The sequence below is a fragment of the Gluconacetobacter takamatsuzukensis genome, from assembly GCF_014174275.1.
Taxonomy (GTDB): domain Bacteria; phylum Pseudomonadota; class Alphaproteobacteria; order Acetobacterales; family Acetobacteraceae; genus Gluconacetobacter; species Gluconacetobacter takamatsuzukensis.
Genome location: NZ_JABEQK010000012.1, coordinates 63,783 through 89,383, shown reverse-complemented (window position 1 = coordinate 89,383; position 25,601 = coordinate 63,783). Strand labels below are relative to the sequence as shown.

The 25,601-nt window shown below is 69.3% G+C and carries 26 protein-coding genes; 10 read left to right on the top strand and 16 right to left on the bottom strand.

The window, feature by feature from the left end; genetic code table 11:
• Positions 1–44: 44 nt before the first annotated feature.
• Positions 45–1,454, top strand: a complete 1,410-nt coding sequence (locus HLH27_RS14480; protein WP_408870854.1) for a chloride channel protein — start codon at positions 45–47, stop codon at positions 1,452–1,454.
• Here the strand turns inward: HLH27_RS14480 and HLH27_RS14475 are convergent.
• The 8 genes from HLH27_RS14475 to HLH27_RS14440 form a co-directional block, all read right to left on the bottom strand.
• Entirely contained in the window at positions 1,451–2,518 is a 1,068-nt protein-coding gene (locus HLH27_RS14475; RefSeq protein WP_182950769.1) for a WD40 repeat domain-containing protein, read from the bottom strand. The genes HLH27_RS14480 and HLH27_RS14475 overlap by 4 nt on opposite strands.
• A gap of 5 nt (positions 2,519–2,523) precedes the next feature.
• The gene (locus HLH27_RS14470; protein ID WP_182950747.1) at positions 2,524–3,510 is read right to left on the bottom strand and encodes a CobW family GTP-binding protein; all 987 of its coding nucleotides are present in this window, start codon (positions 3,508–3,510) and stop codon (positions 2,524–2,526) included.
• A 92-nt stretch (positions 3,511–3,602) separates the two neighbouring features.
• On the bottom strand, positions 3,603–4,688 hold the full coding sequence (locus HLH27_RS14465) for a glycosyltransferase family 4 protein (protein WP_182950746.1): 1,086 nt from the start codon (positions 4,686–4,688) through the stop codon (positions 3,603–3,605).
• A 16-nt stretch (positions 4,689–4,704) separates the two neighbouring features.
• On the bottom strand, positions 4,705–5,373 hold the full coding sequence (locus tag HLH27_RS14460; protein ID WP_182950745.1) for a glutathione S-transferase family protein: 669 nt from the start codon (positions 5,371–5,373) through the stop codon (positions 4,705–4,707).
• 150 nt (positions 5,374–5,523) lie between these two features.
• Positions 5,524–6,591 carry a tRNA 2-thiouridine(34) synthase MnmA gene (gene mnmA / locus HLH27_RS14455; protein ID WP_182950744.1) on the bottom strand — a complete coding sequence of 356 codons (1,068 nt, stop codon included), beginning with the start codon at positions 6,589–6,591 and terminating at the stop codon, positions 5,524–5,526.
• A gap of 22 nt (positions 6,592–6,613) precedes the next feature.
• Entirely contained in the window at positions 6,614–6,928 is a 315-nt protein-coding gene (locus tag HLH27_RS14450) for a ferredoxin family 2Fe-2S iron-sulfur cluster binding protein (protein WP_182950743.1), read from the bottom strand.
• Complete coding sequence (locus HLH27_RS14445; protein ID WP_182950742.1) at positions 6,916–8,160, bottom strand: cysteine desulfurase family protein; 1,245 nt, start codon at positions 8,158–8,160, stop codon at positions 6,916–6,918. Before HLH27_RS14445 ends, HLH27_RS14450 begins: the two co-directional genes overlap by 13 nt.
• Positions 8,157–9,302 (bottom strand): cysteine desulfurase family protein, encoded by a 1,146-nt coding sequence (locus HLH27_RS14440; RefSeq protein ID WP_182950741.1) that lies wholly within the window; start codon positions 9,300–9,302, stop codon positions 8,157–8,159. The genes HLH27_RS14445 and HLH27_RS14440 overlap by 4 nt, the downstream gene beginning before the upstream one ends.
• Positions 9,303–9,918: 616 nt before the next feature.
• Between HLH27_RS14440 and HLH27_RS14435 the strand changes: the two genes are divergently transcribed.
• The 3 genes from HLH27_RS14435 (at position 9,919) to HLH27_RS14425 (ending at position 12,398) form a co-directional block, all read left to right on the top strand.
• A complete protein-coding gene (locus HLH27_RS14435) occupies positions 9,919–10,584 on the top strand; it encodes an alpha/beta hydrolase (RefSeq protein ID WP_182950740.1) in 666 nt (221 codons plus the stop codon).
• Between the two features lie 177 nt (positions 10,585–10,761).
• Entirely contained in the window at positions 10,762–12,003 is a 1,242-nt protein-coding gene (gene tyrS / locus HLH27_RS14430; RefSeq protein ID WP_182950739.1) for a tyrosine--tRNA ligase, read from the top strand.
• On the top strand, positions 12,003–12,398 hold the full coding sequence (locus HLH27_RS14425; RefSeq protein ID WP_182950738.1) for a DUF4186 domain-containing protein: 396 nt from the start codon (positions 12,003–12,005) through the stop codon (positions 12,396–12,398). Before tyrS ends, HLH27_RS14425 begins: the two co-directional genes overlap by 1 nt.
• Here HLH27_RS14425 and HLH27_RS14420 read toward each other — a convergent pair.
• Positions 12,364–12,729, bottom strand: a complete 366-nt coding sequence (locus HLH27_RS14420) for a Rieske (2Fe-2S) protein (protein ID WP_246375916.1) — start codon at positions 12,727–12,729, stop codon at positions 12,364–12,366. The genes HLH27_RS14425 and HLH27_RS14420 overlap by 35 nt on opposite strands.
• A gap of 97 nt (positions 12,730–12,826) precedes the next feature.
• Between HLH27_RS14420 and HLH27_RS14415 the strand changes: the two genes are divergently transcribed.
• From HLH27_RS14415 to HLH27_RS14405, 3 genes are all read left to right on the top strand, one after another.
• A complete protein-coding gene (locus HLH27_RS14415) occupies positions 12,827–14,089 on the top strand; it encodes an aminopeptidase (protein ID WP_182950737.1) in 1,263 nt (420 codons plus the stop codon).
• Positions 14,086–14,586: a hypothetical protein gene (locus HLH27_RS14410; protein WP_182950736.1), complete on the top strand. Its 501-nt coding sequence runs from the start codon at positions 14,086–14,088 to the stop codon at positions 14,584–14,586. The genes HLH27_RS14415 and HLH27_RS14410 overlap by 4 nt, the downstream gene beginning before the upstream one ends.
• Positions 14,587–14,887: 301 nt before the next feature.
• Positions 14,888–15,451, top strand: coding sequence for a hypothetical protein (locus tag HLH27_RS14405; RefSeq protein ID WP_182950735.1), 564 nt, complete (start codon positions 14,888–14,890; stop codon positions 15,449–15,451).
• Positions 15,452–15,656: 205 nt separating this feature from the next.
• Here the strand turns inward: HLH27_RS14405 and bfr are convergent, their stop codons facing one another.
• Positions 15,657–16,145, bottom strand: a complete 489-nt coding sequence (gene bfr, locus HLH27_RS14400; RefSeq protein ID WP_182950734.1) for a bacterioferritin — start codon at positions 16,143–16,145, stop codon at positions 15,657–15,659.
• Between the two features lie 251 nt (positions 16,146–16,396).
• Between bfr and HLH27_RS14395 the strand changes: the two genes are divergently transcribed.
• Positions 16,397–16,711 carry an antibiotic biosynthesis monooxygenase family protein gene (locus tag HLH27_RS14395; RefSeq protein WP_182950733.1) on the top strand — a complete coding sequence of 105 codons (315 nt, stop codon included), beginning with the start codon at positions 16,397–16,399 and terminating at the stop codon, positions 16,709–16,711.
• A gap of 10 nt (positions 16,712–16,721) precedes the next feature.
• On the opposite strand, the gene HLH27_RS14390 is transcribed toward HLH27_RS14395, so the two are convergent.
• The 3 genes from HLH27_RS14390 to HLH27_RS14380 all read right to left on the bottom strand — a co-directional run bounded on the left by HLH27_RS14390 (position 16,722) and on the right by HLH27_RS14380 (position 21,862).
• Entirely contained in the window at positions 16,722–18,527 is a 1,806-nt protein-coding gene (locus HLH27_RS14390) for a methyl-accepting chemotaxis protein (RefSeq protein WP_182950732.1), read from the bottom strand.
• Positions 18,528–18,919: 392 nt separating this feature from the next.
• Entirely contained in the window at positions 18,920–20,761 is a 1,842-nt protein-coding gene (locus HLH27_RS14385) for a methyl-accepting chemotaxis protein (RefSeq protein WP_182950731.1), read from the bottom strand.
• 150 nt (positions 20,762–20,911) lie between these two features.
• Positions 20,912–21,862 carry an ion channel gene (locus tag HLH27_RS14380; RefSeq protein WP_182950730.1) on the bottom strand — a complete coding sequence of 317 codons (951 nt, stop codon included), beginning with the start codon at positions 21,860–21,862 and terminating at the stop codon, positions 20,912–20,914.
• Positions 21,863–22,146: 284 nt separating this feature from the next.
• Here HLH27_RS14380 and HLH27_RS14375 point away from each other — a divergent pair, with 284 nt between their 5' ends.
• The gene (locus HLH27_RS14375) at positions 22,147–22,434 is read left to right on the top strand and encodes a DUF1330 domain-containing protein (protein ID WP_182950729.1); all 288 of its coding nucleotides are present in this window, start codon (positions 22,147–22,149) and stop codon (positions 22,432–22,434) included.
• A gap of 47 nt (positions 22,435–22,481) precedes the next feature.
• On the opposite strand, the gene HLH27_RS14370 is transcribed toward HLH27_RS14375, so the two are convergent.
• The 3 genes from HLH27_RS14370 to HLH27_RS14360 all read right to left on the bottom strand — a co-directional run bounded on the left by HLH27_RS14370 (position 22,482) and on the right by HLH27_RS14360 (position 24,271).
• On the bottom strand, positions 22,482–22,688 hold the full coding sequence (locus HLH27_RS14370; RefSeq protein WP_182950728.1) for a hypothetical protein: 207 nt from the start codon (positions 22,686–22,688) through the stop codon (positions 22,482–22,484).
• A 141-nt stretch (positions 22,689–22,829) separates the two neighbouring features.
• A complete protein-coding gene (locus HLH27_RS14365; RefSeq protein WP_220790429.1) occupies positions 22,830–23,783 on the bottom strand; it encodes a CHAD domain-containing protein in 954 nt (317 codons plus the stop codon).
• Between the two features lie 11 nt (positions 23,784–23,794).
• Positions 23,795–24,271 (bottom strand): Lrp/AsnC family transcriptional regulator, encoded by a 477-nt coding sequence (locus HLH27_RS14360; protein ID WP_246375915.1) that lies wholly within the window; start codon positions 24,269–24,271, stop codon positions 23,795–23,797.
• 165 nt (positions 24,272–24,436) lie between these two features.
• Between HLH27_RS14360 and alr the strand changes: the two genes are divergently transcribed.
• Positions 24,437–25,594 (top strand): alanine racemase, encoded by a 1,158-nt coding sequence (gene alr / locus HLH27_RS14355; protein ID WP_182950727.1) that lies wholly within the window; start codon positions 24,437–24,439, stop codon positions 25,592–25,594.
• Positions 25,595–25,601 lie beyond the last annotated feature (7 nt).

Genomic DNA, 25,601 nt, shown 5'->3' with positions numbered 1-25,601 from the left:
GGGCCACCCCGGCCCGGGCCGCCATTGTCCCGGACACCCCGCCGATGAAGACCGACCTGACCGAGCTGCGCATCCGCCATATGCGACATCTGCGCCGTTCCGCCCGGGTCACGACGGCGCAGTGGCGCCGCAAGATCGTGTACTGGACGGCATCGGTGGTGGTGGGGCTGGTCGCCGTCGGCTTCGCAACTTCCGCCGACAGGGCCTCTGCCCTGTGCGACCGGCTGGTAGCGTGGGACCCGTGGGTGATGCTGGCCCTGACGCCGGCCGGGCTGGCGCTGTCGACCTGGCTGACGCGCACATGGTTCCGCGGCGCCCAGGGCTCGGGCATTCCGCAGACCATCGCCGCGCTGCATCTGGAAAATTTCACCATCGTCGACCGGCTGCTGTCGCTGCGCATCGCCTTCGGCAAGATCCTGCTGACCACGCTGGGCCTGCTGGCCGGTGCCTCGATCGGGCGCGAAGGGCCGACGGTGCAGGTGGGCGCCGCGATCATGCACGGGTTCGGGCGGTGGCTGAACCTGTCCACGGTCAGCGTCCGGCGCGGGCTGATCCTGGCCGGCGGCGCCTCGGGCGTGTCGGCGGCCTTCAACACGCCGCTGGGCGGCATCGTGTTCGCCATCGAGGAACTGAGCCATTCGTTCGAACAGCGCACCAGCGGCACGATGCTGACGGGCGTGATCCTGTCGGGCGTCACCGCCATCGCGCTGGTCGGCAACTATACCTATTTCGGCCATACCGACGTCGTGGTGCCGATCGGCATCAGCTGGATCGCGGTGCTGACCTGCGGCATCCTGGGCGGCATCAGCGGCGGCGTATTCTCGGCCATCCTGATCCGCACCTCGCAGGGCCTGCCCGGCGCGCTGGGCCAGTTCGTGGCGCGCCGGCCCATCGCCTTCGCCGCGTGCTGCGGGCTGGTGCTGGCCATATTGGGGCTGGCCTCGGGCGGGATCACCTACGGCACGGGCTATATCCAGGCGCGCGAGATCATTGCCGGGCAGACCAGCTATCCGGCCTCGTTCTTCATCCTGAAATACATCGCCACCATCGTGTCCTACTGCTCGGGCATTCCCGGCGGGCTGTTCGCGCCCTCGCTGGCCATCGGGGCGGGGATCGGCGGCTGGGTGGCGCAGTTCCTGCCGCATACCACGCCGGGCGCGGTGGTGCTGCTGGGCACGGTGGCCTATTTCTCGGCCGTGGTGCAGGCGCCGCTGACCGCCAGCGTCATCGTGATGGAAATGTCGGACAACCAGCAGGTCACGCTGGCACTGCTGGCCACGTCGTTCCTCGCCTACGGTGTCTCGCGCATGATCTGCCCGCGCTCGCTCTACAGCGCGCTGGCCGAGAAATTCCTCTCGGTGGTCGAGCACGCGCCGCCGCCGCCGGCCGAGACGCCGGCCGCGGGCTCGGGCGGCGGTGCCCTGCCGGCCCCCGCCGCCTCCGACCGCGCCTAGCGCGCCGCCAGGTCGACGATCCCGATCGCCCCGTCCTCGGTCCCGAATGCCAGGCCGGTGCCGTCGGGGCTGAAGGCCAGTGCCGAGATCGCGCCGCCACCGGCATCGCGCACCGGCAGGACCTTCTGCGCCGCCGCGTCCTCCAGCAGGATGGTGCCGTCGGCAAAGCCCGCCGCCACGATCTCGTGCACCGGATGGCACGCGACGCGCCGGCAGATCACGCCGGGCATGCCCGCCAGTTCGACCGGCGCCTTGCCCATCGGGCCGCCGCCGAAGAACGGCCACATCACGACGCTGTCGGCCCCGCCCGTCACCAGCCACTTGCCGGTGCGCGAGAACGCCATGGACTGCACCTTGGCCGGATAGCCGCTCATGCGCATATTGTGCCCGTCGGCCAGCCGCCAGCCATGCAGCTCGTTTTCCTGCATGCTGGTCACCAGCGCGTCGCCGCCGGGGTGGACGATGATGCCGGTATGGCTGCCCTTCCAGTCCAGCCGCCGGGGCGTGTCGACCTTGGCCTGCACGAACCACATCGACGCGCCGTTATAATGCGACGCCGCCACCCGCTTGCCCTTGGCGTCGAACGTCACGCCGCTGACGGTCGACGGATGCTCCAGCACCTTCAGCGTCGTCGTGCCGGCGGCATCGCGCAGTTCCACCTGCTTGCCCGAGGCAAAGGCGATGATGCCCGATTTCGGGGTGCCCTTGGCATCGATCCACGTCGTCACATGCTCCACCCAGCGCCGGCCGCGCACCAGGTCGGTCACCGCCCCGTCCGCGCCGATGCGGCGCAGGGTGGAATCGTCGCCGCCGGTCAAAAAGCCGGTCGGCGCCGCATCGGGCGCCAGGCACAGGATCGCGCCGTCATGCACCGCCTGCACCTGCCAGGCGGCGGCATTGCCGAAATCCGCGCGCGCCGCCAGCACCACGTCTCCCTCGGCGGTCGCGAAGGCGAACTGGCTGCTGTCGCGCGACGCCACGCAGCCGATCACATGCCCGTCGAGCGTGCGCGTGGCACCCCGCCGTTCGAGCAGCCCGGCCGGAGCCCCGCCCTCGGTCCTCATCCCCGTCATCGTGCGCGGCAGCTTTCGAAACCGCGACGCAGGCGCGGGCGGTTGAGGTTGCGGCCGATCATCACCAGCCGGGATTCGCGCTTCTCGCCGTCCTTCCACGGCCCGATGAAGCCGCCATCGGCCATCATGTGCACGGCCTGGAAGGCAAAGCGCCGGTCCTCGCCCTCATAGTTCATGATGCCCTTGGCCCGCAGGATGTCCGGCCCCTGCTCCTGCAGCACCGCGCCGATCCAGGCCTGGAATTTCGCGGCATCCAGCGGCTCTTCCACCACGTAGGAGACCGAGGTCACGTTCTCCTCGTGCGAATGGCTGGTGTCTTCCAGGAAATGCGGCGCGTGTTCCAGCGCTCGCGCCAGGTCGAACCCGCCCTGGTCCAGCACCTCGGCCAGCGCCACGTTGCCGCGCTGGGCGCGATGCAGGCGCGCCACCGGGTTGATGGTGCGGATCCGTGCCTCGATGGCGGCCAGCGTCGCCTCGTCCGCCAGGTCGGTCTTGTTGAGGATGATGACGTCGGCGAAGGCGATCTGGTTCACCGCCTCGGGGCTTTCCTCCAGCGTCTGCACCATGTTCAGCGCATCGACCACCGTCACCACCGCGTCCAGCCGCGTCTTGCCGCGCACGTCCTCGTCGACAAAGAAGGTCTGCGCGACCGGTGCCGGGTCGGCCAGGCCCGTGGTCTCGACGATGATACCGTCGAACTTCGTGCGCCGCTTCATCAGGCTGCCCAGGATGCGGATCAGGTCGCCCCGCACGGTGCAGCAGATGCAGCCGTTGTTCATCTCGAACACTTCCTCGTCGGCATCCACCACGAGGTCGTTGTCCACGCCCAGCTCACCGAACTCGTTGATCACCACGGCGTATTTCCGCCCGTGTTCGGCCGTCAGGATGTGGTTGAGCAGCGTCGTCTTGCCGGCACCGAGAAAGCCGGTCAGCACCGTGACCGGCACCAGCCCGTCGCCGGTCGCCGCTTGGGTCTCAGACATGTCGTCTCCTGTCCATCGTCGATCGTTGTCCCAGCATATAGGCGCCCCCGCGCCTCCATCCCATCCCCCGCGTGACGGAAACCCCTGCCCTGTCAGCGGGCAGCGATCGCGGCCCGGCGCAGATCGGCCAGCCGGGCCCGGGCCGCCACGCAATCGAACGACGCCGCCCGTGCCCGCCCCAGCGCCGACAGCGCCGCCCGCCGCCCCGGCGAGGCCGCCAGCGCGCCGATGGCCGCCGCCAGCCCGGCGACCGGGTCGGGCGGCGCCAGGATGGCCGCATCGCCCACCAGGTCCCGCAGCCCGCCCACGGGCGAGGCCACCAAGGCGGCCCCGCAGCCCATGGCCTCCAGCGCCGTCAGGCCGAACGGCTCCGCCCAGCGGCTGGGCACCACCACGATCGCGGCCCGCGCCATTTCGGCCAAGACCCGATCATGCGGCCGGTACCCCGCCATCTCCACCCCCGCCACCCGTGCGGCGGGCCGCAGCGTGCGCAGGAACGGCGTTTCGGGCGAATCGTCGCCGAACCGGTCGGCCCCGATCATGCACGCCCGCCAGCCCGGCAGGTGCGGCAGCAGCGCCCCGCAGGCGGCGACGAACGCATCGGCCCCCTTGTCCGCCACCACCCGGCCGGCGAACAGGATCGTCCGGTCGCGCGCCGCCATCGGCACGGGTGCGGGCAAGGATGCGATGTCGATGCAGTTGGGCATTACCGCCACCGCGGCATCGGGCAGCCCCTCGGCAAAGCATTGCCGCACCCAGTCCGACACCGCGACGACCTGCATGCGCCGTGCCAGCGCGGCCCGCCGGGCCGGCGAGGCCGCGCCCCGCATCGCGCGCGGATCGTTATGCAGCGTCACGCTGATCGGCAGGCCGGGGAAGCGCCGCGCCAGCGCCAGGGCGATATCGGGCCGGTTATGGATTTCGACCAGCGCCGGCCGCACCTGGCGCACCACCCTCGCCACGGCCGCCGCATAGCACCCGGCCGCGCTGCGGGGCCACAGCGCCCAGCGCGGCGAAGAAGCCGCCCGGAACGCCACATCGGCAAAGGGGGCCGCGACCGGCGGGCCCACCACGATATCGCCGGGCCCCGCCAGCCGATGCACCAGCAGGCCGATCGCCCCCGCCTGCCCCGGCGCAAAGCGCTCGCGCGGCGGCAGCACGGTCAGGACCGGCGCCATGCGCGCCACCACCCGTTCAGGCGAGGGTTTCGAACCGCTCCAGCCGCCATGCCTCCGGCTCGCGGCCCGCATCGTCGTACCAGCGCACCATCAGCGGGTGCGCCCGCAGCAGGGCGGCATAATCGGCCGCCGCCGTCGACAGCTTGACGTCATAGGACAGGAACCGGGCGATCACCGGCGCGAACATCGCATCGGCCACCGTCAACTCGGCACCGAACAGATGCGGGCCGCCCTGCCCGTATGCCGCCCGTGTCTCGGACAGCAGCGCGTCGATCCGCGCGATATCGGCTTTTACGTCGTCCGCCAGCCCATCCGCCGACGGCCGCCCGTGGCGGCCCAGATTCATCGGCATGGCCATGCGCAGTGGGCGGAAGCCGGCATGCATCTCGGCGGCGATGCTGCGCGCATGCGCCCGCGCCAGCCGATCCGCCGGCCACAGGGCGGGTGTGATCTCGGCGCAATATTCGCCGATGGCCAGGCTTTCCCACACCCGCGCGCCGCGATGTTCCAGATAGGGCACCATCCCGTTGGGCGAGACCGCCTTGATCGCCGTCGTGCCGCCACCGCCGGCCAGCGGAATGACCACCTCCTCGACATCCAGCCCCGCCAGATGCACGACCAGCCAGCCACGGAGCGACCAGGAGGAATACCGCCTGGTGCCGATATAGAGTTTGCCGTCCGCCATGGTGGGTCCCTTCGCGAGAGTCTTTGTTCTTTTTTGAAAAAAAGAACCAAAAAACTTCTTATCTGTTCAGGATCCTTGTGCCGAGGGCACGCGAGGATCCTTAACGAATCAAAGTCTTTTTGCTTCTTTTTCTTCAGAAAAAGAAGATCCTTACGTGTGCCGGCGGATAAACCCGCCCCCCAGCACCCGGCTGCCGTCATACAGCACACAGGCCTGCCCCGGCGCCGGCATCGCCGGCTCGTCCAGCACCACGCTGGCACCGTCTTCCGTCCGCCGCACCGTTGCCGCCCGCACCTCTTCCCGCGCGCGGATCTGCACCATGCAGCGCAACTCCCCCTCGGGCGGGGCGATCAGCCAGTTCATGTCGCGCAAGGACAATTCACGCACCGCGCCGCCCGCGCGCGGGCCGATGACCACGCGGCGGGAAGCGGGCTCGATCCCCACCACCATCTGCCGTTCGCCGTCGCGCATCGCGGCATTGCCCAGCCGGCGGCTCTGCCCGACCGTAAAGCGAGTCACGCCCTCGTGCCGGCCGACCACCTGCCCGGCCGCATCCACGATCTCGCCGCCGCCCGCCATCTCGGGGCGCAGCTTCTCGACCACCTGGGCATAGGACCCGTCGGAGACGAAGCACAGATCCTGACTGTCGGGCTTGGACGCCACCTCCAGCCCGAACCGCTCGGCCTCGGCCCGCACCGCGTCCTTGTCCGGCATGTCGCCCAGCGGAAAACGCAGGAAATCCAGTTGCGCGCGCGTGGTCGCGAACAGGAACCACGACTGGTCGCGCGCGGCATCGACGGGCCGATGCAGTTCCGGCCCCTCCGCCCCCTCGATGCGGCGGACGTAATGGCCGGTCGCCATCGCATCGGCGCCCAGGTCGCGCGCCATGCCCAGCAGGTCGGTAAATTTCACGCCCTGGTTGCAGGCCACGCAGGGCACCGGGGTTTCGCCCCCGGCATAGGCATCGGCGAAGGTCTCGATCACGCTCTCGCGGAACCGGCTTTCGGCGTCGATCACGTAATGCGGAATGCCCAGCCGGTCGGCCACGCGGCGCGCATCGTGGATGTCGCGCCCCGCACAGCACGCGCCCTTGCGCGCGCTGGCCCGCGAATCATAGAGCTGCAACGTCGCGCCGACCACCTCGTGGCCCTCGGCCACCAGGCGCGCGGCGACCACGCTGCTGTCCACGCCGCCGGACATGGCGACCATGATCCGCATGGGGCGGGTTCCTTCCGTTGGTTCAGGCCGTGCGGGGCAGCCGCACGACCAGCCCGTCCAGGGCTTCGGTCATCACGATCTGGCAGCCGAGGCGCGACGTCTTTTCCAGGCCGAAGGCCAGGTCCAGCATGTCTTCCTCGTCCTCGGTCGGCTCGGCCAGCTTCGGCGCCCATTCGGGGTCGACCACGACGTGGCAGGTGGCGCAGGCCAGCGAACCCTCGCACGCGCCTTCCAGGTCCACCCCGTGCTTGTGGGCGATTTCCAGAACCGACAGGCCGAGCGGTGCGTCGACCTCGCGGCGGGTTCCGTCATGCTCGACGAAAATCATATGCGGCATTCTGCTATCCTGGCCGTGTCATCATCAGTGGGGTGGAGGGCGGCGGCGTCCCCCGCCGCGCGCGCATCCGCCACCGCCCGGCACAGGATCGCCGCCGCACGATCCATATCGGCGGCTGAGGTATAGCGTCCCACCGCCAGACGCAAGCTCCGCGCGGCCTCGTCGGCGTCCAGCCCCATCGCGCTCAGCACATAGGACGGCACCAGTTCGGCCGACGAGCAGGCCGATCCGGTCGAAACACATAGGTCCGGCGCCCGCGCGATCACATCCAGCGCCCGCACGTCGGGGAAGCGCAGGTTCAGGTTGGCCGGCAGCCGGTGCGCCATGGACCCGTTGACGGCCAGGCCCGGCATGGCCGCCATCATGCGGGCCAGAAAACCGTCGCGCAGCCCGGCCATCCGCCGCGCTTCCTCCACCCGCACCCCGCGCGCGATGCGGCAGGCGACGCCGAACCCGACCAGCAGCGGCGTCGCCAGCGTGCCCGAGCGCAGCCCCCGCTCCTGCCCACCGCCCGAGAACAGCGGGGCCAGCCGCACGCGCGGCCGCCGGCGGACATACAGCGCCCCCACGCCCTTGGGCCCATACAGCTTGTGCGCCGAGACCGAGGCGAGATCGAGGTCCATCGCCCGCACATCCAGCGCCACCTTGCCCGCCGCCTGCGCCACGTCGCTGTGCAGCAGCGCGCCCGCCGCGCGCACCTCCGGCGCCAGGGCGGCCAGGTCGTGCAGCACGCCGGTCTCGTTGTTCGCCGCCATGATACTGACCAGCAGGGTCGGCACCGCCAGCGCCGCGCGCAGCACCGCCGGGTCCAGCCGCCCATCCGCCCCCACCGGCAGGATCACCGGCTCGAACCCCTCCGCCGCCAGGTCGCGCACCGATTCCAGCACGCATTTATGCTCGGTCGCCACGGTGACGACGCGCCGCCGCCCGTCGCCCCGCGCCGCCAGATGGCGCACCGCGCCCTTGATGGCGATATTGTTGGCCTCGGTAGCGCCGGAGGTGAACACGATTTCCCGCTCGTCCGCCCCCAGCAGCGATGCGACCTCGGCCCGCGCATCCTCCACCGCGTCGCGGGCCTGCCGGCCCATCGCGTGGTCGACGCTGTGCGGGTTGCCGAACGCCTCGGCGAACCACGGCATCATCGCCGCCACCACCTCCGGGTCGCAGGGCGTCGTGGCCTGGTAGTCCAGATAGAGCGGGCGCGTCTCCGCGCCCGACGGGTCCCGTGTCATGTCCCGGCCTCCTCCAGCGTTGCGCGGCGCGCGGGCAGCCGGGCCGCCATCGTGCGATAGGCGTCGATGAACCGCATCACATCCTCCTCCCGCGCCGTCCAGGGCAGCGAAACGCGGATCGCCTCGCCCGCCAGCGGCCCCAGCCCCATTGCCTCCAGCACATGCGACCGCGCCACCTTGCCCGACGAACAGGCCGACCCGGCCGACACCCCGAACCCCGCAAGATCCAGCGCGATCAGCTGCGTCTGCGCGGCGCGCCCGGGCAGCGCCAGGCAGGTCGTGTTGGGCAGGCGCGGGGCCCCGCCGCCGCAGACCACGGCCCCCGCCGCGACCGCCGCCGCGTCGATGGCGTCGCGCCAGCCCGCCATCGCCGCTGCCGCGCTTTCGGCCGCCAGCGCCCCCACGGCCTGCGCCGCCGCCTCGGCCATCGCGGCGACCGCCGGCAGGGCGGGCGTGCCGCCGCGCCGCCCCTGTTCCTGCCCGCCGCCCGCCATCACCGGCGGCAGGGTGCGCGTGGCCTCGCCGGCCAGCAGCAGCGCACCCGCCCCCTTCACCCCGCCGAATTTGTGCCCCGACAGCGCCAGGCTGTCCGCCCCCAGCGCGCGCAGGTCGACCGCGATCCGCCCCGCCGCCTGCACGGCGTCGACATGCAGCAGCGCCCCATGGACGCGGCAGATCCGCGCGGCCTCGGCCACCGGCTGGATCGTGCCGACCTCGTTGTTCGCCAGCATCAGGCAGACCAGCGCCGGGGGGGCGCCGGCCTCGGCCAGCATGTGCTCCAGCACGTCCAGCCGCACCACGCCGTCGCCGTCCACCGGTACGGTCTCCGCGACTCCCGCCGCGCGCACCGCGTCGTGCTCGACCGCCGAGGCCAGCATCCGCCGGCCGGCGCCCAGCCCGGCCACCGCCAGCAGGTTGGCCTCGGTCCCGCCGGAGGTCATGACGCAATTATCGGCCCGGGCGCCGAACAGGGCCGCCAGCTGCTCCCGCGCCGACTCGAGCACGGCGCGCGCCTGCCGCCCCGCACGGTGCACCGACGACGGGTTGCCGGTCACGGACGCCGCGCGGGCCATGGCCTCCAGCGCCGCCGGCCGCGCGGGTTCGGAGGCGTTGGCATCGAAATAGATCCAGTCGCGGTCCATGCCCGTTGTATCCCCTGCTTCCGACGCCTGCCCGTTCCCGCGGCCGGACGGTGCGTGCCGCGCCGGCCAGTGTAAACACGAATTATGTGGCAATTGGCGATTCCGGATCGCTATATACATCCCCACAGCAAGGCGGTCGGTTCATGAACCGCCGGAAGCGCGATGAGTATTGTCAGTGCCGGGCGAACACCACATCGCCCGAACGGATGTCCATGGACGGTGGCTGCCGCCTTGATGCAATGGAGGGATACTGGACTATGGCCACACCCCGCAGGAAGTCAACCGGCCTGCCCGAAGCTGCCGCCCCACGGGCTCCATGACTGCCGGAAACGCAATCCACGCCTGACAAACCGGCACTTCGCGCCGCCTTCGCATTGCGTCACTTTAACCATGATGCAATGTCGGCTCGCTCCCGTCCCATCGGGGATGCGCTGTCGGTGTGACCAGGAATCAAGCGTGAATCGCAAGGGCCAGGTGCCCGATCTGTCGGGGGCGGTAGAATTTTCCGCCCTTTCATATCCGCCGGCAGGCGACGGGGCATCGTCGTCCACCGGCCGCCACAGTAACGATCCCGACGCCATGCCAGGGGGCGCGGGAAGCATATTGCGGGATACGAATGCCTGAGGTCATGTTCGCCGGCCCCGACGGCCGCCTGGAAGGACGTTATCACCATTCAAGCGAGCCCAATGCTCCGCTCGCTCTGGTCCTTCATCCGCACCCGCTTCATGGCGGCACCATGAACAATCGCATCACCTATGCGATGTATCGCTCGTTCGAGAAGATGGGTTTCTCGGTCATGCGATATAATTCTCGTGGGGTCGGCCGTTCGCAGGGTCGCTATGACGGCGGCATCGGGGAAATCTCGGACGCCGCCGCGGCGCTGGACTGGATGCAGATGGTGAACCCGAATGCCGGCGGGCTGTGGATCGCCGGCTATTCGTTCGGTGCCTTCGTCGGCATGCAGTTGCTGATGCGCCGGCCGGAAATCACCGGCTGGATCAGCGTCGCGCCGCCGGCCAATCACTACGATTTCGGCTTCCTGGCCCCCTGTCCATGCGGCGGGCTGATGATTGCCGGCGATTCCGACGAGCTGGTTCCCGAACCCGCCATCCGCAAGCTGGTCGACAAGCTGAACACCCAGAAGGGCGTATCGGTCGATTACCGCATCTTCGCCGGCGCCGACCATGTCTTCGCCAACCATGCCGACCAGGTGGCCGAAGCCCTGGAAGACCATGTGAGCACCATCATGGCGCGCGGCGCGCTGGCGCTGGCCGCCGACTGACCCCGCATTGCCGCCGCCGCCGGGCAATGCCCCGGCGGCCCGGCATTCCGGCGGCACCTTCGGGCCCGCACGTCGTGCCCAGGCAGGTTACGCGGGTTCATCGGGCATGCTAGAGGATCGCCGGCCCCTGTCCGGCACCTCCCGGCCGGGCCGCCACGAGACCAGAGTGACCCGATCATGCCGAAAAGCGAATTCCTCCAGGAAGCCGAGGCCCGCGGCTTCATCTTCCAGTGCACCGACATCGATGCGCTGGACGCCGCCCTCATGGCCGGCCCGGTAGCCGGCTATATCGGCTTCGACCCCACCGCCGACAGCCTGCATGTCGGCAGCCTGATCCAGATCATGATGCTGCGCCTGCTGCAGAAGCACGGCCACCGGCCGGTGGCGCTGATGGGCGGCGGCACCGCGCGGATCGGCGACCCCTCCTTCCGCGAGGAAGCCCGCCAGCTGATGACCGGCGAGACGATTGCCGCCAACCTGCGCGGGATCGAGGGCTGCCTGCGCCAGTTCCTGACGTTCGAGGGCGAAACCGGCGCGCGGCTGGCGAACAATGCCGACTGGCTGGACCGGCTGTCCTATATCGAGCTGCTGCGCGATGTCGGGGTGCATTTTTCGGTCAACCGCATGCTGGCCTTCGATTCGGTGCGGTCGCGCCTGGAGCGCGAGCAGGGGCTGACCTTCCTGGAATTCAACTATTCCATCCTGCAATCCTACGATTTCCGCGAACTGAACCGTTCGCTGGGCGTGACCCTGCAGATGGGCGGGTCCGACCAGTGGGGGAATATCGTCTCGGGCATCGACCTGGTCCGCCGCACCGACCAGAAGCAGGTGTTCGGCCTGACGACGCCGCTGCTGACGACCGCCTCGGGCGCCAAGATGGGCAAGTCGGCGCGCGGCGCGGTGTGGCTGTCGGCGGCGCGGCTGCCGGTGTTCGAATACTGGCAGTTCTGGCGCAACGTGGAAGATGCCGATGTCGGCCGCTTCCTGCGCCTGTTCACCGACCTGCCGCTGGCCGAATGCGACCGCCTGGCCGCGCTGGAGGGGGCCGGGATCAACGAGGCCAAGAAGGTTCTGGCCACCGAGGTCACGGCCCTGTGCCACGGCCGCGCCGCCGCCGAGAAAGCCGCCGAGACCGCGCGCCGCACCTTCGAGGGCGGCGAATCCCCCGCCGCCCTGCCCACGGCGACGATTCCGGCCGACCTGCTGGCCGCCGGGCTGCCGGCCTTCCGCCTGTTCGTCGAAAGCGGCCTGGCCGCCAGCAATGGCGAGGCACGGCGCCTGATTCGCGGCGGCGGCGCACGGATCAACGACGTGGTGGTGCAGGACGAATCCCTGATGGTCACACCGGCGGACCTGACGGACGGCGCGATCAAGCTGTCGTCCGGCCGCAAGCATCACCTGCTGGTGCGGCCGGCCTGATGACCGGGCCCGGGGGGAGCGGGGCCGACGATACCCCGCCCCCGCCGATCCCCGACGCGCTGTGGCAGGGACTGGCCAGATCGGCCTTCCGCGCGCGCTTCCACCTGGACGCGAAGGACCGCGCCTATCTGGAAGACAAGGGCCTGCCGACGATCATGGAACATGCGGCGGATTTCGTCGCCCGCCGCCTGGCCCCGGCCCGGCCGGCGCGCGACGGCCGCCAGACGCCCTGGCGCGGCCACCCCGTCTTCGTCGCCCAGCATGCCACCGCCACCTGCTGTCGCGGCTGCCTGGAGAAATGGCACGGATTCGCCAGGGGGCAGGCGCTGGACCCCACCGGGCGGGCCTATGTGCTGACGGTCATCCGGACGTGGCTGGAGCGGGAGCGATCCTGACCCAGATCGCGCCGTCCTGCGTGCGCGCCGGAAAGCACGGTACCGCGCATTGCGGGTCGGGCACGCCGTCCGGCCCCACATAGTGCCCCGATTCGTCGAAGGCCCAGAGATGGAACGGGCAGACCAGATGCCCGTCCTCGACATACCCTGCCGAGAGCCGGGCATCGCGATGCGGGCAGCGGTCGGCGAACACGCGCGGGCTTCCGTCCGCCGCCAGCCAGGCCACCAGCCCTTCGCCATCCACCACCACGCGGTGCGGCCCGGCGCGCGCCGCATCGGTTTCGCACAGAAGCACCCAGCCATCCATGCTTCGGCCGCAATCCTCGTCCATTTGGTCCTGCTCCCACCCTTCCGGGGCGGTTGCCTATCCGGTCCGGAGCGATCAGGCTAGGGTGAGCGCATCAATGTGAGCAGGATATCCGGTTTCCATGACATCCTCATCATCGCCTGACGGGTCATCCCATGACAGGCTCCTGGACCGGCTGGGCGAAGTCGCGGTCCGGATCGGGCTGAACGTCGCGCCGGGGCAGCAGGTGCTGATCACCGCGCCGCTGGAGGCCGTGCCCCTGGTACGCAAGATCGCCGAGCACGCCTACCGGGCCGGCGCGTCGCTGGTCACGCCGTTCTATGCCGACGACGCGGTGACGCTGGCGCGCTTTCATTACGCGCCGGACGACGCGTTCGACATCGCGCCGAACTGGCTGCATGACGGCATGGCCAACGCCTACCGCCAGGGTGCGGCGCGCATGGCCATCACCGGCGGCAACCCCGTGCTGCTGAGCCAGGAAAACCCCGACCGCGTGGCCCGTGCCAGCAAGGCCGCGTCGCTGGCCGGCCGCCCGGCGATGGAACTGATCACCAGCTTTGCCGTGAACTGGAACATCGTTGCCTGCGCCACCCCCGCCTGGGCGCAGCAGGTCTTCCCCGACCACGCGCCGGACGAGGCGCTGGCGCTGCTGTGGGATGCGATCTTCCAGGCCTCGCGCGTGACGGTCGACGACCCGGTGGCGGCCTGGACCGCCCATAACGAGACCCTGCACCGGCGCGCCGACTGGCTGAACGACCGGCGCTTCGCGGCGCTGCACTTCACCGGCCCCGGCACCGACCTGACGGTGGGCCTGGCCGACGGCCATGCCTGGGCCGGCGGGTCCGAGCCCGCGCGCAACGGCATCGTGTGCAACCCCAACATCCCGACCGAGGAAGTCTTCACCACGCCGCATGCGCGGCGGGTCGAAGGCGTGGTGCGCGCCACCAAGCCGCTGTTCCACCAGGGGACGCTGATCGACGGCATCGCGGTGCGCTTCGAGGGCGGACGCATCACCGAGGCCCATGCGACGCAGGGCCAGACGGTGCTGGAACGCATCCTGGCCACCGACGAGGGCGCCCGGCGCCTGGGCGAGGTCGCGCTGGTGCCCCATTCCTCCCCGATCTCGCAGAGCGGCGTGCTGTTCCGCAACACGCTGTTCGACGAGAACGCCTCCAGCCATATCGCGCTGGGGCAGGCCTACACGAAATGCATGGTGGAGACCGAAGGCCAGACGCCGGAACAGCTTGAGGCCCGAGGCGCGAACACCAGCTTCATCCATATCGACTGGATGATCGGCTCGGCCGAAATCGACGTGACCGCCATCACCCAGGATGGCGCCCGCGAACCCCTGATGAAACTTGGCGAATGGGTCAACACGGTATGACAACACGACTGACGATCCTGGCGGCCGCCCTGGCCGCCGCCCTGCCTGCCGCGGCGATGGCGCAGCAGCCCCAGCAGGCCGGGCAGCAGCCCGCCCAGCAGGCGCGCCAGCCCTCGCCCGCCGAGATCGCGGCTTTCCAGCGCGACGTGCAGACGGCGGTGCAGTATCCGCTGCCGGCCGATTTCCTGCCGCGCATGACCGCGACCATCCACGCACTCCAGGCCGCCGGCATCAACCCGCCGAACGCCCAGAACCTGTCGCTGGCGCAGACCATCGACCAGACGGCCGCCGTGCCCGGCCTGTCGCAGGTCCTGTCGGCCCATGGCTTCACGGCCCGCGACTTCGTGCTGGGCATCAGCGCGTTCGGCATCACCGAATCCATGATCCGCCAGCCGCCGCCGGCGGGCGCGCACGCCCCCACCCCCAACCCGGCCAATGTCGCCCTGCTGCGCGCCCACCAACAGGAAGCCGAAGCCCTGTTGCAGGCGATGAACTGAGGGGCCGAACGCCCACGGCCCGAACGACGCGCCCCGGTTCCCGATGACGGAATCGGGGCGCCGTCGTTTCACGCAAGCGTGATCGGTGCATCTACCCCCGCCCGGCGGCGGGGCGCCACCGCGTGCCTGCCTCCACGGAATTGATTCTTTGTCGAAAAACCACGGGGTTTCATGAAACCCGACATGCTTCCGCGCGTCATGACGGCATGATGAAGCAGTCCGTTTACTATTGCAATTGCGAGGCGTTCTCAATTAAAGTCAGGTCCACGCACGACGCGCAACAGCCGATCGGGAGTGTCCCATGACTGACGCAATGCCCCGCCTTCACGACCTGTCCCCCGGCGAGAGACTGACGGTCCGGATCATCCGGCGCCTGTCCGCACAATGGACGACGATGCAGGCCGACAGGCCGGCCGCCCTGCCCGCCCCGTCGCGCGCGCGGGCCGCCCATGCCACCATGGCGCTCGCCTTTCAGGATGCGTTCGGCCGCATGGGGCATCTGTGCCTGCCCGGGCTGGCGGTCGGCGCATCGGGCGCCGCCCGGCTGACGGCGACCGAACAGAGCTTCCTGCGGGCCACGGCCGCCGCCCAGCATGGGCAGACGCCGGAAATCGGTGCTGCCCTGTATCGCGTCTTCTCCCGCCCCTCGGTCCATGCCCGGTTCGTGGCGGCGGTGAAGATGCTGGGCGAGTATCTGACGACCAGCGGCTACCGGCTGCCCTATGCAGGGTCGCGCCGGGCGCCGGAGGAAAGGCTGGTCCTCGGCGGCGCCTGCCTGCTGACCATGTCCCGCTGGCACGATCTGGACATCGGGACCACCCGCGTCCTGTGGCCCCGAACCGCCCCGAGACAAGCCGCGTCCTGACGGTTGCGACCGCCACCAGCACCCCTTCCCAGGCAGCCGCGAAGACCCTGCCTGGAAATGTGGGCTGGTGAGCGAGAGTGCCGCGCAGCGGCGCGCCCGGCGTGTGTTCCCGAGCATCGGAGCGGAGCGGCCTGTATGGCCGTGAGCATCGGAGCACAGGGAACGCGCGCCGGATCGCCACCAGCGCGCATTTACAGGCAGGGTCTCAGGTTTGGTCGGGAGCGGGGGCCGAGTTCAGCTGAATGTAGCGCTCGATGCCCACCAGCTTGATCAGGTCGAACTGACGGTCGAGGAAATCCTCATGCTCTTCCTCGTTATCGAGGATCTTCAGAAGAAGGTCGCGCGACACGTAATCGCGCACGCTCTCGCAATAGGCGATGCCCTCGCGCAGGTCGTCGAGCGCCTTTTCCTCGAGCTTCAGGTCGCATTCCAGGATCTCCTGGACGTTCTGGCCGATCAGGATGGTGTTCAGCCGCTGCACGTTCGGCAGGCCGCCGAGATAGAGAATGCGCTCGATCAGCCAGTCGGCGTGACGCATCTCCTCGATTGATTCCTCGTATTCCTTCTTGCCCAGCAGGGTCACGCCCCAGTGGCGCAGCGTGCGGGCGTGCAGGAAATACTGGTTGATCGCCGTCAGCTCGTTGGTGAGCTGCGTGTTCAGATGCTCGATAACCTTGGGGTCCTTGATGGCCATGTGCCGTCTCCGATGGGGGTTGGAACGCCTTCAATCATCGACCTACACCCGGGCGCATCCCGATTGCAAACATAAAAACGCATATATATCAGTATGATAATAGATATGATTATCACTTGCAGTCCAACGGCGCAAAACGGCCTAGCCCATGCCGGCTGCGCACGGGGACTCCGTCCTTGTAGTAAGAATCATTCTTATCTAACGTCGCCCTGCCGCCGACCCGCATCCTCGTCCGAAGGAAAGAGCGTATCATGTATATCGCCATGAACCGGTTCCGCGTTGCCCCCGATTGCGAGGAGGCCTTCCAGCGCCGCTGGCTGGACCGCGAGGTGATGCTCCGCACGGTCCCGGGGTTCGTCTCGTTCCAGTTCCTCAAGGGCCCCCGGCACGAGGACCATGTGCTGTATGCGTCCCATACCGTCTGGGACTCCTTCAATGCCTTCATCGCCTGGACGCAGTCCGAACAGTTCCGCCAGGCCCACGCCACGGCCGGCGAAGGCAGGAAACTGACGATCGGCCCACCGGTGTTCGAAGGTTTCGAGGTGCTCCAGGACGTCGCAGCCTGATTTCGGCCGGTCAGGCCGACAGGAGCTGCCGCGCGCCGGTCGCCTGATGCCGTTTTTCCGGCAGGCGGAATTGGCGCACCAGCCGGCCGAGGCGCTTCGTCTCCTCGGCCACGCTGCGCGACGCGGCATTGAATTCCTCCGACACCGCGGCGTTCTGCTGCGTCGTCCGGTCCAGCGAACCGATGGCCGCGTTGATTTCCGCCAGGCTGGCGGCTTCCTCTTTCGCCCCCATGGCGATGGCATCCAGATGGCCGCCGATCTCGTTGATGAAACCGGCGATCGTCTTCAGCGCCGCGCCGCTGTCCTGCACGCGTCCGGCGCCCACGCGCACATCCTCGGCCGATCTGTGGACCACGCCGCGAATGTCCTTCGCCGCCTCGCCGGCCCGCTGCGCCAGCGAGCGGATTTCGGCCGCCACCACCGCAAAGCCGCGCCCGCTTTCGCCGGCACGCGCGGCCTCCACGCTGGCATTCAGCGCCAGCACGTTGGTCTGGAAGGCGATATTGTCGATCATGTCCACGATCGACGCGATCTCCTGCGCGCCGTTCTCGATCCGGCCCATGGCCCTTTCGGTCTCGCTGGTGATCTGCACCGAGCGCGCGGCGGTTTCACGCGCCCGGGTGCCGATCTGCCGCGCTTCCTCCGAACGTTCCGCCGCCGTCACGACGCTTTTCGTCACGCCATCGACCGCCGCGGCCGTTTCTTCCAGCGATGCGGCCTGATGTTCCGTCCGGCTGGCCAGATTGTCCGCGCCGCTTGCCAGTTCCCGCGAGCCGTTGTCGATCACACCCACCGCATTGGCCACGGAGGAGAAGGTACCGGCAAGCTGCTTCACGGACCGGTTGAAATCATGCCGCAGGGTTTCGAATTCTTCCGAAAATGCCGTCTCGATCTGAAAGGAGAGATCGCCTTCCGCCACGCGGGTCAGGCCGGCGGCCAGCCCGCTGGTGGCCATGCGCAGGCGCTCCCTGGCCTCGGCCTCGGCCTTCGCCTGGATGTCGGTCCGTTCCGCCTCGGCCCTGCGCCGGCCCTCGGCGGCCTCGCCTTCCAGCCGGGCATTGTCGATGGCGGCTTCGCGAAAGACCTCGACCGCCTTGGCCATGGCGCCGATTTCGTCCGCACGGCCGGCGAAGGGGACACGGGCGCCCGTGTCCCCCTCGGCCAGGGCCTGCATCGCGCGCGTCAGCACCGGCAGCGGCCGCAGTAGCCGGGCCGTCACGAAGCCCATCGCGACCGCGCCCAGCCCCAGCATCACGGCCGCGACCAGGGCGATCTTGCGGATGATCTGGCGACGGACGGCCGCCGCGTCATCCGCCCTGATCCCGACGAACAGAAGGCCCGTCACCCTGCCCTGCGTGGAAAATACCGGCAGGTACGCGGCATAATACGGCACGCCGAGTATGGTGACATCGCCCTCGAACGGCTCGCCGCGCATGGCGGACCGAAAGGGCGCGAGCGCATGGTTCAGCGTGGTGCCGACCGCGCGCTTTCCGTCGGCATCCAGAACGGTGGTCGTCCGGCGCACGAAATCCTGCCCGGCATCGTCGCGCACGAACAGCGTCGCCATTTCGCCCGTCACGCGCCCCACGGCATCGATCATGGCATGGCTGTCGAACCGTGACGGCAGCGATTGCGCCGTCAGGCGCCGCACCGTGCCGTCCGGCCCCCACGCGACATGCACGCCCGGCAGGTCGCGCTCCAGAATGCTCGCGGCCGCACGCAGGCCGACATGCAGGCTGGCGACGGCATCCTGCTCCGTATCCACCTGCACCACGCCCATGACGCTCGCGGCCACGGAGATGACGCAGACCAGCATGCAGATGCAGGTTATCCCGACGACCTTGCCGACAAGGCCCAATTTTCCGGTTCCCCGCACAGATTTCTCCACCTCCAGGCGCCACGCATCACAGCGCGGGCCGCCGACCGACCCAAACCGTATAACTATTTTGTGATATTTATGCGGTTTGAGCGATTACAAACAATCCCCCCGCCGAACAAGACGGAAAATGGCTGTCAGCCCTTGCGGGGACGCAGGCTTGCCATGCGGGGCGCGTTCCGGATGGCGCCCGTCGGCCCGTGCGGCGAGCGGAGGCCGGGCCGACCGGAGTTTCAGGGGATCAGAATCCGTTTCCTGAAAAGACATGAACAGACAAGCATATTGCCAAAACGCCCATTGCGCGCTGCCCTGCCGAGGCAGGGCAGCGCGGATCAGCCCGGCACCAGCCGCAGCGCCCTCGTCGCCTGCCGCCCGTCCGCCGGCAGGCGGAACTGGCGGACCAGCGTGGCCAGCCGCGTCGTCTCGCCCGCCACGCTGCGCGACGCGGCGTTGAATTCCTCCGACACGGCGGCGTTCTGCTGTGTCGTCTGGTCCAGCGCGCCGACGGCAATATTGATCTCCGACAGGCTGGACGACTGCTCTTTCGTCGCCAGGGCGATGGCGTCCAGATGCTGGCTGATCTCGGCGATGAAATGCGCGATCGTCTTCAGGGATTCGGCGCTGGTGTTGACCCGGTCCGCCCCCTCGCGCACATCCTCGGCCGAGCGGCGGATCAGGGCGCGGATATCCTTCGCCGCCTCGCTCGACCGCTGCGCGAGCGCGCGGACCTCGGTCGCCACCACCGCGAAGCCGCGCCCGCTCTCGCCCGCGCGCGCCGCCTCCACGCTGGCGTTCAGCGCCAGCACGTTGGTCTGGAAGGCGATATTATCGATCACGTCCACGATCGACGCCATTTCCTTCGACCCGCTCTCGATCCGCCCCATCGCCTCTTCGGTCTCGCCCGTGACCTGCACCGAGCGCGATGCGGATTCCCGCGCCTGTGCCCCGATCTTGCGCGCCTCTTCCGACCGGCCCGCCACCATGCGGACACTCTCCACGATGCCGCCGACGGAAGCGGCCGTCTGCTCCAGCGACGCGGCCTGGCGCTCCGTCCGGCTGGCCAGGTTGTCGGCACCGCTCGCCAGTTCCCGCGAGCCGTTATCGATCGCGTCCACCGCGCGCGAGACCGAGGAGAACGTGCCCGCCAGTTGCTCGACCGACCGGTTGAAATCGTTGCGCAGGCCCTCGAATTCTTCCGAAAACGCGGTTTCGAGCCGGAAGGACAGGTCGCCCTGCGCCACCCGGCTGAGCGCATCGGCCAGTCCGCTGGTGACGATCCGCACACGCTCCCGGGCTTCCTCGTCGGCCTTCGCCTGCCGTTCCAGCCGGGTGATCTCGGCCTGGCGGGCGGCCGCGCTTTCCTCTTCCAGCCGGGCATTGTCGATGGCGGCGACGCGGAAGACCTCCACCGCCTTGGCCATGGCGCCGATTTCGTCCCGGCGGCCGGCAAAGGGGATCGGGGTGTCGCGCTCTCCGCGCGCCAGGGCCTTCATCGCCCGCGTCATGACCGGCAGCGGCCGCATCAGGCGCACGGTCACGATGCTCATCAACACCGCGCTCAGCACCAGCATCGCACCCGCGACCTCGATGATCGTCCAGACGACATGGTCGATCACGGCATCGACGCGCGTCGCCATGATCGCGACGGAGTCCACGCCGATGACCCTGCCGCCCTGCGCGGAAAAGATCGGCAGGTAGAACGTGTAGTACGGCACCCCCAGAACCTGGGCCACGCCTTCGAACGCCTCGCCGCGCATGACGGCCCTGAACGGCGCCCCGGCGGGATCGAGCGGCGTGCCGACCACGCGCTGCCCGTCCGCCCCCCTGATGTTGCTGGTGCGCCGGACAAGATCGCGGCCGGTCTCGTCGAGCACGAACAGCGTCGTGCCGCCGCCCACGACGCGCCCGATGGCATCGACCATGGAATCGCTGCCGAAACGGGCCGGCAGGGCGTCGGCCGTGATCCGGCTGACGCTGTCATCCGGCCCCCATGTCACGTGGACGCCCGGCAGGTCCCGCTCCAGGATGGCGACGGCCGCGCGCATGGCACCGCGCAGATTGACCGTCTCGGCCCGTTCCATCTCGTGACGGACGACGCGTGTGACGCTGGCGGCGACGAAGACGACGCAGGCCAGCATGAAAATACAAGTAACCCCGACAACTGTACCAACCAAGCCGGTTTTCCCGGTCGTGCGCATGCTCATCTCCAAATGCAAGCATTTGCGCGATCAGGCACCTGTCCATCGAAATAGACAAGCGGGTAAATTCAACGTCGCATTCTTGTGCTTGGCGGCATCACGCGCCGGGGGGCGGCGGCCGCCCGGTCACTCCCCCTCGGTCGCATGGAAGCGCGTGTAGTCGACCGTGATCCTGCCGTCGGCCGACGCGTCGATAATGTCGACGAAACGGTGATTGTACAGCACCCGGTCGAACCCGTAGGCCGTGCGGGCAAACACGCTCTGCCCCGAAACCTCGTCGGTTCCGGTCACGGTCAGGACGATTTCCGCCTCTTCCTTGCGCAGTTCCTCGACCGTCAGCCCGTGCAGGGGGCTGTGGTCGTCGATGACGTGCAACAGCGAGAAGGTGAAGCGCAGGACGGGAATATGGGCCTGGACCAGCACCAGCGGATCGAACTGCCGGGCCAGCCGCCCGTTGGGCTGGACGATCAGGCGCGAGAGGAACAGTTCGGCATCGACCGACAGGATCGGGCTCAGCCGCTGGTTCGCCACGCGCACGCTCAGATGCGATGTCTCGCCGTCCTTGCGGATCAGGGCGCTGTTGCTGAACATGACCCGGGCCCGGGGGCGTGCGAAACGGGCGAAGACCAGCCCGGTGCCCACCGCGTTCAGGATCATGCCGCCCAGCAGCTCGCACGACGCGATCGCATGCGCGGCCGGCCCCACCGGGGCCATCACGCCATAGCCGACGGTGGAGAAAGTCTGGATACTGAAGAAGAAATAATCCCAGAACATGCCCGGCCGCGTACCGGCGACCTGCCGGGGCACCATCATGTACAGCAGCGCGAACAGGGTATTGACCAGCACGTAGCTGGCCAGGGCATACCAGAAGAAGCTGCTCCAGCGGATCGTCAGGGCATGGTGGTAGAAATCCGACCACGCCCTGTCGGCATGGCCCACCCGCACGATATTGTCGTGCCCGCGCTCTTCCAGCGCATGATGGGTGCGCAGGCGCGACAGGGCCTGCGGCACATGGGCCGCCAGGAGCCTTTTTCTTCCCTCCTCCCGCTGGCCCTGCGGCTCCGAAACCCTGCCCATGTCCACGAATCCTTCCGCGATATGCGATCGCGGACAGAATGGCGGGAAAATCGGGCGCCGCGTATGGCGCGGATCGCGCGGGTCTCATGCGTCCGGCGCCGCCCATCCGGCCTGCCGCCAATGCGAAGCCTGCCCCCATTATCGCGTCTTTTCACGATCCGGCGATCCGTCGGGCCGGAACCCGCCTGTCTCGCGTTGCCCTCCCTGCCCACCATCACGGCATGACGCCGCTGGCCGGAATCCGGCCGCCATGGCACCATTGCCCACCCACAGGAGAACAGGCCATGACCGCCTATATCGTCTTCACTCGCGAATCCACCAGGGACCAGGCCGAACTCGACGCCTATTCGCAGGCGGTCGCCCCGACCTTCGAGGGCCATCCCCTGAAGGTGCTGGCGGCCTACGGCGCCCAGGAGGTCCTGGAAGGCACCTCCCCCGAAGGCGTGGTGATCCTGGAATTCCCCACCGTCGAGGCCGCGCAGGCATGGTACGACAGCCCGGCCTACCAGACGGTGGTGCAGCATCGCTGGAAAGGCGCGTCCTATCGCGTCGTCATCGTGCAGGGCGTGTAGGCGGCTGGTTCATGCCGCCGCCGGGCGCAAGGCGCCCGTGCCGGCCCTCAGGCGGCGGCGAGCGCCGCCACGACGCGCTGGCGGCGGAACAGGCCCGCTGCCACGGTCCGCGCATCCTGAAGGGAGAGCATGATCTGCCCGTTCAGCGGGCGCAGCCATTCATGGATGGCCCGGAAGACGCGCGTGCCGTGGCGGGACTGGATGACGACCCCGACGAACACGCCATCGATCTCGACGATTTCGGACTTGATCATGACATGGCTTTCCTTCTGGCGGCGGCATGCCGGCGGAAACGCGGGTTTATGACCATACTCTCCCGCCGGAGGCAACGACGGCACCGTGAAGAGTTCATGACAGCCCGATGACGCCCCCGCGCGTATCCTCTCGCGCGGCCCTCATGCCTCCCAGAAGACGGGGGTGCGGCGGAATTTGCGCCAGTGCCGGTGCGCCGCTTCATGCGTCGCATCCTGCCGGCAGCACAGAAAGCCCGTTACCGCGCCCACCGCATGGCGCATCTCGCCGCCCGTCTCGCCGCCGAACCGCTCCAGCAGCCGCCCCGTGGTCAGGACGTCGCTGTCCATGCCCAGCGCCGCCTGCGCCGCCGCCAGGCGCCGCAGATACGGCTTGCCCGCCTGGCCGGGCGCATGCAGCGTGACGAAGAATTCCGACGCATAGCGCAGCTTCTTCAGGGCCAGGCGCACCTGATGCCGCTCCGGCGGCGTCAGGTGCGCGAACCCCCGCCCCATGCGCCGCGCCTTGCGATGCAGGCGCGCCAGGTGGCGGGCGGCGAAATCGGCCGCCGGTTCCTCCAGCGCCTTCAGCCCCGCCGGCGACCGGGCCTCGTCCCACAATGCGCCTTCGGCCAGGCGGTCGGTCAGGTGCAGGGTCCATTCGGCATCCGCGCCGCCCAGCACCTGCCCAACCCGGTCATAGGCGGCATCGCGCAGGGGGTTGGCCCGCGGCAGCAGCAGGCCGGCCACATTGATCCCCGCCCGCCCCAGCGGGCTCAGGCCGGGCAGCGTCTCCAGCAGGAACACGTCCCAGTCCCGCGCCTCGCCGACCGTGCGGGCCAGCAGGCGCGCCCGCGCCGCCGCCTCGTCCAGCGTCGCGCTGGGATAATCCCGCCGCAGCAGCCCCAGCAGCGCGCGAAAGCGACGCAGGGCCACGCGCACCTGATGCACGCCCTCGACATTCCGCCCATCCATCGCCACCGGCAGGTTGGCCTCCAGATGGTCGCGCAGGACGCGGGCGATCCGCACCACGGCCCGGCGCACGGTGTCGTCCCGATCCAGTTCCACCGGCTGGGCCCGATGGCTGTCGGGAATGGCGGTTTCCACCTGGTCCGGCATGCGCGCCCCCCTTACCGCCAGACGACAGGACGAATGGCAAAATTGCTCTGGATCTGTGCCACGCCCGGCAGGCGCGAGAGTTCCTCGTTATGGATGCGCTCGTAATCCGCCGCGTCGCGCACCGCGACATGCAGCAGGTAATCGGCGTCGCCCGTCATCAGGTAGCATTGGCGCACGTCGGGGCAGGTCCTGACCCGGGCCTCGAACCGCCGCAAACATTCCTCGGTCTGCCGGTCCAGCGTGATCCGCACGATCACGATCGTCGTCCCCTCACGCCCGCGTTCGTCGATGATGGCGCGATAGCCGCGGATCACCCCCGCCCGCTCCAACTGCCGCACCCGGCGCAGGCAGGCCGAAGGGGAAAGCCCGACCCGCTGCGCCAGGTCGGCATTGGTCATGCGCCCGTCCTGGCCCAGATGGCGCAGAATCGCCTCGGTCGCCCGGTCCATCCCCCGGTCGGTTTTTTGTTTCGAATCGGACTCTATCATGCTTCGGCAACCACCCTGGCAGATCATGCCATTCCGGCGCAGAGAATTGCACATTCCGCGCCCTGGCGACAGATCGTGCGGTCATTCGGCAGGAAATATCAGCCGAAGGCGGCCTAAGCTGGTCGCGCACTTTCCCTGCCCTGACCGGTCGAGGCCGCGCCGTCCATGCCCCATTCCCTCTCCGCCCTCCATCTGTCCGAGGCCGGCTGGCCCCGTGCCCGGGCGGGCGCGACCCTGACGATCGACCTGGACGCCATCCGCGCCAATTACCGCACGGTCTGCGCCCTCGCGGCCGGCGCGGAATGCGCGGCGGTGGTCAAGGCCGACGCCTACGGGCTGGGCGCGGCACGGGTCGCCCCGATGCTGGAGCGGGCGGGCGCGCGCACCTTCTTCGTCGCCCATATCGACGAAGGCATTGCCCTGCGTCCCCATGTCGCCCCCACCAGCCGCATCTTCGTCCTGCACGGGCCGCTGGCGGGGGCCGAGGCCGATTGCGTGCGGCACGACCTGGTCCCGGTCCTGAACAGCGTCGAGCAGATCGGCGCCTGGCGCGCCCTGGCCCACGAGCTGGGCCGCGCCCTGCCGGCGGCGGTGCAGTTCGATACCGGCATGTCCCGTTTCGGCCTGTCGGAACAGGATCTGGACCGAATCGACGCCGACCCCGCCGGCTGGCGCGGCATCGATCGGTGCCTGGTCATGAGCCACCTTGCCTGCGCCGACGATCCGTCGGACCCGGCCAGCGCCCATCAGCGCGAACGCCTGCTGGCCATGTGCACGCGCCTGCCGGCGCGGCCGCTCAGCCTGGCCGCCTCGTCGGGCATCTTCCTGGGGCCGGAATTCCATTTCGACCTGGTGCGGCCCGGTGCCGCGCTGTACGGCGTGGCGCCCAACGCCACCGCCCCCAACCCGATGCGCCCGGTCGTACGGCTGCAGGCGCGCATTCTCCAGACCCGCACCGTCGGCCCCACGGACGGCGTGGGCTATGGCCTGACCTACCGGCCGGCCGGCACGCGGCGGATCGCGACCATCGCCGCCGGCTATGCCGACGGCATCATGCGCCGCGTCGCGCACGACGGCCGCGCCTGGCTGGGCGCGCAGTCCCTGCCCATCGTCGGGCGTATCTCGATGGATTCGATGGCCGTCGACATCACCGACGCGCCCGAACCCCTGACCGCCCCCGGCGCGATGCTGGACCTGCTGGGGCCGCAGCACGGGGTCGACGAGGTCGCCCGCGCCGCCGGCACCATCGGCTACGAAATCCTCACTTCCCTGGGCCACCGCTACCACCGCGCCTATGTCGCGGACGGCGTGGCCCTCTCCTGAGCGGACC